This window comes from Alteromonas sp. MTD1 (assembly GCF_042848195.1).
Classification (GTDB): domain Bacteria; phylum Pseudomonadota; class Gammaproteobacteria; order Enterobacterales; family Alteromonadaceae; genus Alteromonas.
This window is the reverse complement of the sequence record NZ_BTGG01000002.1, coordinates 389,610-401,869: the sequence shown is the minus strand read 5'-3', so window position 1 is coordinate 401,869 and position 12,260 is coordinate 389,610. Positions and strand designations below refer to the sequence as shown.

General features: G+C 44.1%; 14 protein-coding genes. 5 read left to right on the top strand and 9 right to left on the bottom strand.

The window, feature by feature from the left end:
- Positions 1-249: 249 nt before the first annotated feature.
- A complete protein-coding gene (locus ACGHAV_RS04485) occupies positions 250-1,293 on the bottom strand; it encodes a UDP-N-acetylglucosamine 2-epimerase (RefSeq protein ID WP_390376976.1) in 1,044 nt (347 codons plus the stop codon).
- A 176-nt stretch (positions 1,294-1,469) separates the two neighbouring features.
- Here ACGHAV_RS04485 and ACGHAV_RS04480 point away from each other — a divergent pair, with 176 nt between their 5' ends.
- Entirely contained in the window at positions 1,470-2,012 is a 543-nt protein-coding gene (locus tag ACGHAV_RS04480; protein ID WP_390376973.1) for a gamma carbonic anhydrase family protein, read from the top strand.
- Here the strand turns inward: ACGHAV_RS04480 and aroE are convergent.
- On the bottom strand, positions 2,009-2,848 hold the full coding sequence (gene aroE, locus ACGHAV_RS04475; RefSeq protein ID WP_390376971.1) for a shikimate dehydrogenase: 840 nt from the start codon (positions 2,846-2,848) through the stop codon (positions 2,009-2,011). The two genes, ACGHAV_RS04480 and aroE, sit on opposite strands and share 4 nt — an antisense overlap.
- On the opposite strand from aroE, the gene ACGHAV_RS04470 reads away from it, so the two are divergent.
- Positions 2,847-3,278 carry a group II truncated hemoglobin gene (locus ACGHAV_RS04470; protein ID WP_390376968.1) on the top strand — a complete coding sequence of 144 codons (432 nt, stop codon included), beginning with the start codon at positions 2,847-2,849 and terminating at the stop codon, positions 3,276-3,278. The two genes, aroE and ACGHAV_RS04470, sit on opposite strands and share 2 nt — an antisense overlap.
- A 146-nt stretch (positions 3,279-3,424) precedes the next feature.
- Here ACGHAV_RS04470 and ACGHAV_RS04465 read toward each other — a convergent pair whose 3' ends face one another.
- From ACGHAV_RS04465 to ACGHAV_RS04435, 7 genes are all read right to left on the bottom strand, one after another.
- A complete protein-coding gene (locus ACGHAV_RS04465) occupies positions 3,425-4,099 on the bottom strand; it encodes an OmpW family protein (protein WP_390376965.1) in 675 nt (224 codons plus the stop codon).
- 176 nt (positions 4,100-4,275) lie between these two features.
- Positions 4,276-5,208, bottom strand: coding sequence for an oxygen-dependent coproporphyrinogen oxidase (gene hemF, locus ACGHAV_RS04460; RefSeq protein WP_390376962.1), 933 nt, complete (start codon positions 5,206-5,208; stop codon positions 4,276-4,278).
- Positions 5,205-5,810, bottom strand: a complete 606-nt coding sequence (locus ACGHAV_RS04455) for a Sua5/YciO/YrdC/YwlC family protein (RefSeq protein WP_334014153.1) — start codon at positions 5,808-5,810, stop codon at positions 5,205-5,207. Before ACGHAV_RS04455 ends, hemF begins: the two co-directional genes overlap by 4 nt.
- A 22-nt stretch (positions 5,811-5,832) precedes the next feature.
- Entirely contained in the window at positions 5,833-6,375 is a 543-nt protein-coding gene (locus ACGHAV_RS04450; protein WP_390376958.1) for a topoisomerase DNA-binding C4 zinc finger domain-containing protein, read from the bottom strand.
- A 66-nt stretch (positions 6,376-6,441) separates the two neighbouring features.
- Positions 6,442-6,918 carry a DUF494 family protein gene (locus tag ACGHAV_RS04445; protein ID WP_390376955.1) on the bottom strand — a complete coding sequence of 159 codons (477 nt, stop codon included), beginning with the start codon at positions 6,916-6,918 and terminating at the stop codon, positions 6,442-6,444.
- 1 nt (position 6,919) lies between these two features.
- The gene (gene dprA, locus ACGHAV_RS04440) at positions 6,920-8,095 is read right to left on the bottom strand and encodes a DNA-processing protein DprA (RefSeq protein ID WP_390376952.1); all 1,176 of its coding nucleotides are present in this window, start codon (positions 8,093-8,095) and stop codon (positions 6,920-6,922) included.
- Positions 8,096-8,145: 50 nt separating this feature from the next.
- Positions 8,146-9,228 (bottom strand): LysM peptidoglycan-binding domain-containing protein, encoded by a 1,083-nt coding sequence (locus tag ACGHAV_RS04435; RefSeq protein ID WP_390376949.1) that lies wholly within the window; start codon positions 9,226-9,228, stop codon positions 8,146-8,148.
- 205 nt (positions 9,229-9,433) lie between these two features.
- On the opposite strand from ACGHAV_RS04435, the gene def reads away from it, so the two are divergent.
- The 3 genes from def to rsmB are packed head-to-tail and all read left to right on the top strand — an operon-like array spanning position 9,434 to position 12,224.
- Entirely contained in the window at positions 9,434-9,943 is a 510-nt protein-coding gene (def, locus tag ACGHAV_RS04430; protein WP_390376946.1) for a peptide deformylase, read from the top strand.
- 8 nt (positions 9,944-9,951) lie between these two features.
- Positions 9,952-10,908, top strand: a complete 957-nt coding sequence (gene fmt, locus ACGHAV_RS04425) for a methionyl-tRNA formyltransferase (protein WP_390376943.1) — start codon at positions 9,952-9,954, stop codon at positions 10,906-10,908.
- On the top strand, positions 10,905-12,224 hold the full coding sequence (gene rsmB / locus ACGHAV_RS04420; RefSeq protein WP_390376940.1) for a 16S rRNA (cytosine(967)-C(5))-methyltransferase RsmB: 1,320 nt from the start codon (positions 10,905-10,907) through the stop codon (positions 12,222-12,224). The genes fmt and rsmB overlap by 4 nt, the downstream gene beginning before the upstream one ends.
- Positions 12,225-12,260: the final 36 nt, after the last annotated feature.

Sequence of the window (12,260 nt, the reverse complement as noted above, 5' to 3'; positions counted from 1 at the left end):
AGGTGCGCATTATACGCTGGAAGTTTTCAGTGTCAACACTTTTTGAAAATTTATTTTCGAAAGCGCTTCTTTCAAACTCCCGTCTTTACTGGCCCATAAAGGTAGTAGAGACTTACTTCGTTTGGTTAGCTGTTTTGCTTTCCCCCCGAAGCGGATGCGCATTTTAGGGAAATGAGCGCTCACGTCAACACTTATTTTAAAAAAAGTGTCATATTTGTTTTGAACGCTCGTTTATTCAGCAAAAACGCTCTATTTCCAGTATCCCGTCTTCTTTCTCATCTGGAATTTGCGCCATATTCCTGGCTTATGCGGCTTTAGCTTTCCTTTATAGTTAAGAATAAAGTCATCGATAGCATCAAGAACGCGTTCGCTATTATGACCATCGCGATATTTTTCGTGGTGATCTACATATGCATTTATTTCATCAATTACTTTAGACGGCTTCGTAAGCGCATAATCAATCGCCGCTTCAATTTTATTTGCCTCTATTACATCGATGAGATGAGGGCCTGGATTTGTATTTCGGAAGGTCACCACGGGCTTTTCTTGCATCATAAATTCTAAGATGATGGATGAGCTGTCGCAAAGCAGCACACTGGCTTCGTTCACACTGTCTAAATCAACGGTATGTAAATATTTAACGTTATCCATGGATGCTGCTAATTGTTTATAGCGTTCCACAATGTCAGAACCGTGCAATTTAGGGTGAAATGTAAGGATCCAGTTCCATTCTCGTTGTTTAGCTAATTTCTCGATAGTCGAAAAAACCTGCTCAGCCGAACTAATCCCTTTAGTAAATGTGGTTCCATAGAGTATTGTTGGCGGATTCGATGCCGGCGGGCGCTTTCCTTTTACATAGGTGTCGACTTTACACCAACCTGTTTCATAAGCCTTAAAGCTACCATGCTGTTCTTCTAATATTTTATACGGAGCTGTACTACTTGGCCCTTGCGTACAGATTAAGTCAAACCACCCGCGAATACGGAAATGTGAATCCTCTTGGTAAGTCTGTTCACCACGCTTACCAATAAAGTAACCGTGAAATACGCCTACTTTAATACCGGGAATAAAATGATAGATGTAGTTACCGGGTGTCAATGTTGCATCGGGATTGAATTCAACAAGCTCTTCAACGGTTGCTAATCTTCTTTCGTCCTCAAGTAGTAGATCTTCACAACTAGGTTCTAGATACCACGCTACTTCCCCTCCACGCTTTCTGATCTCAGATTGGATAGGTCGCAAAATTGAATAGGAATATGGCAGTGCTGCAAATAGTACGTAGCGCTTTGACATGGACTCTCCGTAGAAGTAGCTTTTTAATTTTTGACAATAGTATATCAGCATTGTCACTTTAAAAGATTGAAGTCCGCCATCAATAACTAGATTAACCATCAAGTGTTACAGTGTTTTATGCATTTATTGAAAAAGGGCTTACCATAGCCTGCATAATTTCGTTAAAAGAGAGTTTTATGGCACAAACTATAAACAGTTTTAAAGGTATATCTCCTACGTTGGGAAAGAATGTCTATGTTGACGGCTCGGCGAGAATTGTGGGCGATGTGGTTTTAGGAGACGATGCGAGTATATGGCCCTTAGTAGCAGCTCGCGGCGACGTAAATAAAATTCGTATTGGTGCTCGCTCTAACGTTCAAGACGGGAGTGTTTTACATGTGACGAGAAAATCGTCACAAAACCCCGAGGGCTTTCCTCTAATAATCGGCGAAGACGTTACCGTTGGGCATAAATGTATGCTTCACGGCTGCCAATTAGGTGACCGCATTTTGGTAGGCATGGGCGCTATCATTATGGATGGTGTTGTTGTTGAAGACGATGTGTTTATTGGAGCAGGTACATTGGTTCCGCCAAACAAGCGCCTTGAGAGTGGCTACTTATATGTCGGTAACCCAATGCAAAAGAAACGCCCTTTAAAAGAAAGCGAACTGGCTTTTCTTAAACAGTCGGCCGTGAACTATGTTGTATTAAAAGACGAGTATCTAGAAGAAGCGAACTAGTTTCGCTTCTCTTTTTGTGTAACGATTTCCCTAACGCGCTTCACTATATCTGACGTATCGGGGCGCTTTTTAGTCCATATATAAAAAGCCTCGGCTGCTTGCTCAACCAGCATCCCTAATCCATCTATTTGGGTTTTAACGCCAAGTTCGGCCGCATCCCTCATAAAGCGCGTGGGCGAGTTTTTATAAACCATGTCGTATACCACTTCACAATTTTGTAAAACACCATCATTTAAACGGCACGGCAATTCATTGCTTAAACTGGCGGCTGTTGAATTAATAATAATATGAGGCCCAACATCTGCGATATCTTCAAGCGCAACCACCTGCACCTTAGCATTTGAAGCGGCACTTGCCACTTCCTCTGCTTTCGCTTTGGTTCTATTGGTGATGATTAAAGAGGCGGCCCCTGCTTTTATTAACGGGGAGATTACGCCACGGGCTGCGCCGCCGGCACCAATAAGCAACACGCGCTTACCCTTAATTTCCACACCACTGTTAAGCAGATCGTTTACCAGCCCTACACCATCAGTGTTGTATCCCCACACTTCACCGCTGTCACCATTCATTAGCGTATTAACAGCTTGTGCATCTTTGGCTGCTTGGTCATCTACCTTTGCCAAGTTGAATGCATCAAGCTTAAAAGGCATGGTGACGTTACAACCTACAGCGCCTTTCTGAGCTAAAAACGCGTTGGCGGCATCTACAAAACCGTCTACTGGCGAAAGTATCTTTTCATAAGAAATCTTTTCTCCCACTTGTTCAGCAAACATTTGATGGATAGTTGGTGATAAACTCTGGGCAATAGGATTACCAAATACAGCGAATTTTTTCATGGGTATACGCGATTTATTTAAAGGTAAAAAGAAAAGCGAAGAAAACGCCTCACACAATACGCCATACTATCGAATTGGCGGAGAGATGAAAGTGCGAGAATTGGCAAATTCGTTCTATGATATTATGGAAACCGATCCGTTAGCAGCTGAACTACTGGCAATACACCCGCAACCATTAGATAGAATAAGACATGTCTTCTTTTTGTATTTGACGATGTGGCTTGGCGGACCAGATGATTTTCAACAGCAGTTCGGACACCCTCGCCTTCGTGCGCGCCACTTGCCATTCACTGTCTCACCAGAACTTAAAGACCAGTGGATGTACTGCATGCGAAAAGCAATGTTTAAAACCGTAGACGATTTAGCATTAGCGCAAAAGCTACTGACGGCGCTAGATCAACTTGCCGAACATATGATAAACACAAAATAAAAAAGCGTGCGAGTCAGCAAAAAGCCAATCGCACGCAACCCCCTGTTACTTTAAACGCTCTTAATGGCGCATAAGTAGTGCAATAATTACAACAAGGTATCGCTATAAAAAAGAGGCCCTACTATATAGCGGTACAATAAGCGGCATTAAAATGTATAGCCCACAGATAACGTATAAACCCATGGGTCTATTTCTATGTCGCCCACACTGCCGTCGGCTTCACCCACTTTAAAGGTGGCGTCTGTATCTATATCAATGAAGCGTACCGACGCATTCACATGCCACGTTTCATCAATGTGATAGTCCATTCCTACTTGAGCAGATAAACCAACAGAATTGTCTAGCGACAAATCACTTAAGCCCGCACTTTCGTTAGCACCAGTAAATTGCTCATCATAAATAAAGGTGTAATTAATACCTGCCCCAATGTAAGGCTGGAACGATGAGCTTGCATCATTAAAGTAATAGTTGGCAGTAAGCGTTGGTGGTAAATGTGTTACTTCACCTAACTGATTGCCGGTTCCTAATGGGTCTGGTACTGAAAAAGACACATCGTGTTTAAACGGTGTGGCAGCTAGAAGCTCTACATTAATATTGTCTGTAATGAAATAGGCGACGTTAATTCCTAGCTGAGTATCATTACCGATTGTAAGCGCTACGCCTAAGTCCGAGCCACCAACAACAATATTTGATGAAGATTCATCCGGCGCTACTGTTGTTAGACCGCCTCGAACTAACCAGTCGCCTTGTTGATGCGCGTGAACCGCTGGAGAAAGCGCTGCTAGCGCTAGACAAATTGCTGAAAGAGTTGATGTACGCATAATGTGCTCTCATAAGTGATTTACTTCAATGAGGCCACTGTACGTATTTAGAAAAAGAAGATGTTGATCCAGCGCAAGTTTATTAGGTAACGAAAACCTTGGTAGATATGAGTATTGATATAGATCAAAATCACGCGCCGCTATGGATGTAGCGGCGCTTTATATTATGGCATTAATTACCAATCGGTGGGCTTAAGCCAGTCAACAAGCTTCGCCTCGGCACTACCAGGTGCAGGCGTATAACAATACTCCCACCTCGCAAGCGGCGGCATAGACATCAAGATAGATTCAGTGCGGCCACCCGTTTGAAGACCGAATAAGGTTCCACGGTCGAAGACCAAGTTAAATTCAACGTAGCGGCCACGACGATAAAGCTGAAAATCTCTCTCTCGTTCGCCATATGGCACTTGTTTACGACGCTCCATAATGGGTACATAGGCATCGATGTAACCATTGCCTACCGCCTGCATAAAGGCAAACGATGTATCAAAACCCCACTCGTTTAGATCGTCGAAAAACAGACCACCAACACCGCGGGTCTCGTTACGATGCTTAAGGTAAAAATAGTCGTCGCACCATTTCTTGTACTTAGGGTATACATTTTCGCCGTAAGGCTTACACAGCTTTTTCGCTGTCTCATGCCAATGCATTACATCGTCTTTAAACGGATAGAAAGGCGTTAAATCGAAGCCACCACCGAACCACCAAATAGGCGCTTCGCCGTCTTTTTCTGCAATGAAAAAGCGAACATTTGCATGTGATGTAGGAATGTAAGGGTTATGCGGATGTATAACCAGCGACACGCCCATAGCTTGGAAGTTTCTGCCTGCTAATTCAGGCCGATTGGCAGTAGCCGAGGCCGGCATTTGACTGCCAAATACGTGTGAAAAGTTTACGCCACCTTGTTCTATAACAGCGCCATTTTTAAGCACGCGTGAACGGCCTCCACCTCCTTCCTCTCGTTGCCAACTGTCTTCGACAAATTGGCCTTTGCCGTCGGCTAACTCCAACGTTTGACAGATGGTATCCTGCAGATTGAGAAGGTACGATTTTACTTGTTCGATAACTTCTACTGCATCTTTCCCATCAAGTTGCGTCGACCCTATCATGCTCTTATTACCTCGGCAGTGTCGCCATCGCGAATGGTACTCGGTTTTGTTGCTCCGCCTACTTCACCATCAACATATACAACTGAATCGGCAAAAACAGCTTTTGCTTCATCAATGGTTATTGCCGGCGGTTGGCCTGTTAAATTGGCACTTGTTGACACAAGCGGCTTACCAAGCTTGTTGCACAATTCTACCACCACAGGATGGTTAGTCACTCGAACCGCAATTTTCGGGTGCTTTCCTGAAATCCAACTTGGAGCAGAAGAAGATTTTGGTAATAGCCACGTATTCGGCCCCGGCCAGCTTGAAAAAATATCAGTACGACGGTCTGGACGAATGGCATTGTCGTCAACATAAGGTAAGAGTTGACTGTAGTTGGCCGCAATAAGAATGACGCCTTTTTCTACTGGGCGCTGTTTTACCTCTAATAGGGCATGCACTGCCGCTTCGTTGTCTGGATCACACCCTATGCCCATTACCGCTTCGGTGGGATACACCAACAACTTACCTTCCTCAAATGCACTAACAATAGGATCTTTTTCTGTAACGTTGGCTTCAACAGGATTAAACGTATTCACGTCCCCATTTTGAAAATCAGACATTTTTCATTCTCTAAAACAAGGTTTATTTCTTATAACCGCACGCTGGCTGTGGGCATTGCAGCTGCCCTTTTTTATCGATAAGCACTGCCCACCCGCATGCTGGACATACTTCGTTGACTGGGGTGAAATTTAGCACATAACGACACTTCGGATAATGGTTACATGCAAAAAACTGTTTACCGTATTTGTTGGTGCGCGAAATCAGCTGCCCTTTCTTACATTTCGGACAATCAACGGAGGTTTCTTCTTGCTGTTTGATAGGCGCAATGTAGTGGCAATCGGGGAAGTTGGTACAACCGATGAACATACCAAACCGGCCTTTCTTTATTGCTAATTCTGAACTGCATTCTGGGCAAGAAACGCCATCAAGTGTTTTAAGTAATGTCGTTTGTTTGTCGTGTAGAGGTTTACTGAAGCTACATTCTGGATAACCAGTACAACCTAGAAAAGGACCAGATTTACTGTTTTTAATATGAAGGGCATTGCCACATTCTGGACAATCGCCAAAGTTATCTTCTAAGGCATGCTCGTTTGCTGAAAATAACGAGTGGTCTATTTTAGACATGGCATACGATCACGCACTGCACTTTGGCAGTGCGTGTAAAGCAGTTAGTGCTGAGTAAAACACGCATTAATGAAGTGCACCATCTGGCTCTTCGAACAGTAGGTCTTCCATTTGAGCGTAAGCATTTTCTTTACCTGGTACGTTAAACAGCACCATTAATACTACCCACTTCAAATCTTCTAAGCAGAATTCATTGGAATCAATTTCCATTACGCGGTCAATAACCATCTCTCTGGTAGATGCATCAAGCACATTAACTTGCTCTAAGAACATCAAAAAACCACGACATTCTACATCAAGGCGCATTTGCTCTTCATGCGTATAAATACGACTTAAACCAGTACTAATGCCTTTACAAAAATACGGCTTAATGTCGGTTTCTTGCAGTGCAGCAAGTTTTTCTAACCATGCGAGGGCTTTGTATATTTCATCATGATGAAAGCCTGCGCGAACCAACTCTTCTGTAAGCTCGTCTTGGTCTACGCGGATCTCAGTCTCACTGTGGATGAAGTTTTCGAACAGATACATGAGGATATCGAACATTTTATTTTCCCCTCAATTTAATGTAGCCACCAGGGACAGCGGCCACTAAACCACGCAATTCATATTCTAATAATGACGCCATTACATCTGACACAGTAACGGCATTGCGCTGGGCTATAACATCAATAGCGGTGATGTCATAATCCACACTAGCTAATAATTTATCAGTTGCCAAGCTATTCACTTCACTTTTTTCGTTTTCAATGTCAACGGGAATGCTTAGCTGTAAAGGCTCAACATCTATTTCATCAATAATGTCGTTCACGTTGGTTACTAGTTTAGCGCCCTGTTGGATTAACCAATGGCAACCTTGTGCGTATGCGTGATAAATGTTTCCTGGCACTGCAAACACTTCTTTCCCTAGATCTGCGGCCAAATTGGCAGTAATCAAGGTGCCACTCTTAATTTTCGCTTCTACAACCAAAGTGCCTAACGTTAACGCCGCAATAATTCTATTTCGCCTTGGAAAGTGCCAAGGTTTCGGTCCCTGCCCCGGAAAGAATTCAGTAATGCAAGCTCCTTTTCCACTAACAATAGCGTCGAATAATGACTTGTTCTTGGCAGGATAAACAATGTCGGGCCCTGTCCCCATTACCGCAACTGTTTTACCTGGATTTACCAACCCACCATGATGTGCGGCACTGTCTATGCCCATAGCTAAACCACTGGTTACCGTAATGCCATTGTTCGACAGGTCACTGGCTAGAGTTTTGGCTATTTGCTTACCTTGTACACTTGCACGTCTGCTGCCTACAACAGCCACTTGTGGTTTAACTAAGCACTGTGGCTCTCCCACTACAAACAGCACTAGCGGCGGCGAATCAAGCTGCTTCAACGAACAGGGGTAGTTTGATGAGTCGTACGAAACAATATGATGATTTGTGCATTCCTTTTCCCATGCAATGGCTAAAGACGTAAGTTTGTCTGAAGTTTGCGTTTTCAATTTATCAATATCGGCAGCGTGTAAGTCATTTTCAGCTGTGAGTAGCTCATGCGGGGAAAGTGTTGTACGTAATAGTAGTTCTAGCCAGTGTTTGCTAGCAATGCCCTGTGCCGAAGCCATTCGAAGATACGCAAGCTCAAACTGTGTTAATGAAGACGCTGCTTTTGCGTTTATTTGTTGCGACTTTGCCCGTGAGAGTGTTTTTAATTGTGCTTGAAGAGAATGTTGAGACACTGCCGCTCCTTAATATTAAGCGGCAGATTAAAAAAGCTTAGTGGGGTTAGCTAAGGCTTGGCGACGATAAAGCCGCGTTTTATGCTTTTGCTTGCACGGGTAATCAAGCCATAACTAACGTTATCAAACGTTTTAAACACAATAACTTCACCTACTTTCATTGCAGGTTGAGTTAACGTGTCGATAAACCATTCGCCACCGCTATTAGCACCTGGTTCATCGACATAGCGAGGGGTTTCGTCATCTACAATTGCAGGGCCTTGAACATATAACCCCATTACCGTTCCGGGCTTAACGTCCATATTCCCTAAATCAAGAATAACCACGTCGTATTTACCCAGTAAGTCGTGGTCATGCAAATCGCCTACTACTGCACCACGCTGCGAGGTTGCTGCAACTAGTTCAATGCTATCGGGGTTTTCAAACCCACCTTCCAACAGCTTATCGCCGCGCTTAGCCTCTTGGTAAGCGTCATCGATAAACAGCAGCATAGTGTCATCAGTATTTCCTTCTGGAATGACTGATGCGGTAGATACGTGCGTGACTTGTATACCTAATGTCTCACCTTGAAGACTTTCGATGGTAGCGTGCTTACGCACTACACGATACTGATCGTTGGCACTGAATTGCTGTTGACCTAATACAAAGTCGTCTGAGGCAAAGCGTATGTTACCGTCTTGATTACCGAGCACTTTGGGCAGCATGTTATATCTGTCTTCATCAACGAATGTGTGCTGCTTTATAAATGGCGCTATTGCCTCCCAAGCAAGTAAATCGATGGGTGCTGGCTTTATGCGTTTATTTGTTTCAGGTGATAGTGTCATTGCAAGCTTTTCTCGCTTGACGATTAACACCGGCTGCCCATCCTCGTATCCAACAGTAATGATGTCACCCGGGTAAATAAGGTGAGGGTTGTTAATTTGTGTGTTGGTGCGCCACAGTTCAGGCCAAAGCCAAGGCTCGTTTAGAAACACGTTGGCAATGCCCCATAAGGTATCGCCACGTTTCACCGTGTATGTTTTGGGTGCACCTTCTTTAAGTTGCAAGGCGAGTGCGGGTAAAGTAACTAGCGTACAAAAGGTTAACGCTACTGCTTGAACTATTTTACTTAATCGCTTTTTCAAATTAATCACCCGCAAATTATTCACTGTCGCTTATTGTTGCTTTTTCAGACAATAACACTATATCGACCTAAATCACTATACTAATAGGGCTTTGGCAAAAAACTGCACGAAAGCCGTGTTATACGTTAGAATAGTAACTTAATAAGCACTGTAAAGTGTGCTGGCAATTAGATCGTATATGAATTTATACAGCAATAGGTGAAGTAAGCGAGACATGGCAATATTAGACGTATTAAGTTTTCCTGATGAACGACTTCGCACGGTAGCTAAACCGGTCGAAGAAGTTAACGACGAAATCAAACAATTGGTATCGGATATGTTCGAAACCATGAAGGATGAAAATGGTATTGGCCTTGCCGCTACACAGGTAAATCGCCACGTACAAGTCGTTGTTATGGACGTATCAGAAGACCAAAACGAACCTCGTGTGTTTATAAACCCTGAAATTACTGGTAAAGATGGCATGACCATTAGCGAGGAAGGCTGTCTATCTGTACCTGGCAATTATGCAAAAGTAGAGCGGGCTGAATCTATTACAGTAAAAGCACTTGATCAAAGCGGTGAAACATTCGAGCTGGAAGCAGACGGTCTACTGGCTATTTGTATCCAGCACGAGCTTGACCACTTAAAAGGTAAGCTTTTCATCGATTATCTATCACCTCTGAAGCGTCAGCGAATTCGCAAGAAGCTTGAAAAAGAAGCGCGACTAGCAGCGAAAGCATAGGACAATTTGTGACATCACCATTAAAAATAATTTTTGCCGGTACTCCGGATTTCGCTGCTAAACACCTATCTGCACTTATCGACAGTCAGCATGACGTTGTTGCGGTTTACACGCAACCAGACCGCCCTGCCGGACGTGGTAAGAAACTCACAGCAAGCCCGGTAAAAGTATTAGCAGAAGAGCATGCTATAGACGTATTTCAACCGCCGTCACTTAAAAGCGAAGACGCTCAGAAAGTGCTTTCTTCATTGAACGCCGACCTCATGGTAGTAGTGGCTTACGGCTTATTGTTGCCAAAAGTGATACTTGATGCACCTAAGCTAGGTTGTATTAATGTGCATGGCTCCATACTGCCTAAATGGCGTGGTGCTGCGCCTATACAGCGCGCTATTTGGGCTGGTGATGCAGAAACAGGCGTTACCATTATGCAAATGGACGAAGGGTTAGATACCGGCGATATGCTACATATTGCAAAACTGCCCGTAGAGCCTTCAGACACCAGTGCTACTATGTACGATAAACTCGCAGCGCTGGGGCCAAAAGCTTTGGTAGAGGTTGTTGATAGCTTCGAAAGCTACACGCCAGTAAAACAAGATGATACTCAAGCGACTTATGCTAAGAAGTTGTCAAAAGAAGAAGCGTTAATTAACTGGCACCACGATGCTGCCCAAATTGAGCGTAATATACGTGCTTTTAATCCTTGGCCTGTAGCATGGATGAAGGTGGAAGATCAGAACGTAAAAGTATGGTCTGCCCATGTTGTCAAACCGGAAAAAGCGGCTGCGCCAGGTACGGTTCTGAGTGCCAACAAAGAAGGCATTACAATAGCAACAGGCAACGAAGCCTTGTGTATTACGTCTTTGCAAATACCTGGTAAAAAAGCGTTACCAGCCGCAGATGTAATTAATGCGCGTCAGGCATGGTTTGAAATTGGTCGCAATTTATCTCAAGAAGAGTCTCTGTGAAGCCCATTCCACTTCCAAAACAAAAGAACCTGCGCGCCGACTGTGCATGGGTTATCTATCAAATTTTAGAGCATGGTAAGTCTTCAAGAGAATGCTTAGAGCGTGTTCAGCGTCGACACAATGTACGCGACAACGCATGGCTTCAGGAGATGTCGCTTGGTGTTATGCGTCGTCTGCCCATACTACAACATTGGCTTCGAGGTCTGCTTGATAGACCGCTGAAAGGCAACAAGAAAGTGGTAGAGCACCTTATTCTTCTGGGACTTTATCAACTTCACTATTCACGTGTTAGCAGCCATGCTGCTGTAGGTGAGACGGTTGCCGCTGCGTCGTATTTAGGCGCAACGAGTCTTAAAGGTTTGGTAAACGCAGTTCTACGTAATTTTCAGCGCGAAAGCCTTGGCGATAAACCTATCGCGAACCCCATAATTGAAAGCGGGCTACCTAAGTGGTTATTTAAAGCCATTGAAAATGCCTATGGTGAAGACGCCAGCCGCGTGCGTGAAGCAACGAATGCAATGGCACCTATTTGGCTTCGCATAAACAAACAAAAAACATCGTTAACCGCGTTCACTGCTGCGCTTGATAATATAAATGTTGCATACACAACAAGTGAAGAACACGGCGACGCCGTTATTTTGCAAAAGCGAGAAGACATTACGGCGCTTCCTGGCTTTGACGATGGCCACTTTGCTGTTCAAGATGGTGCAGCCCAACTTGCTGCACATTATTTACAAGCAAAAGCGGGAGAGCGCATTTTAGATTGCTGTTCCGCACCAGGTGGTAAAACTGGTCATATTGCTGAAAATACGCCTGACGTTAGCTATTTACTTGCCCTTGATGCAGATGCTACACGTCTAAAGCGAGTGGAAGAAAACATGACTCGCCTGCAGCATACAGTAGACATTAAGCAAGGTGATGCAACAGCACCGAATACATGGTGGGACGGTGAATTGTTTGACCGTATATTGCTAGATGCCCCCTGCTCTGCAACAGGTGTTATTAGAAGGCACCCCGATATACGCTGGCTTCGTAAATCAAGCGACATAGACAACCTTGCCGTGTTGCAGCGCCAAATTTTAGATACGCTTTGGGCATTGTTAAAGCCCGGCGGCACAATGCTCTACGCCACCTGCTCTATTCTTCCACAAGAGAACACGCAACAAATTCAGCAGTTTTTGGCGCAGACACCTGACGCTCAGTTATCGCCCGTGACAAAAATAGAAACGAGTGAAAGGCCTGGTAGACAAATTCTTCCCGGTGAACAACAAATGGATGGTTTCTATTATGCGAGGCTGGTAAAGTCGAGCCAATAACCCTTACTTATTTTAACGCAGTATAGGTTGCATAAT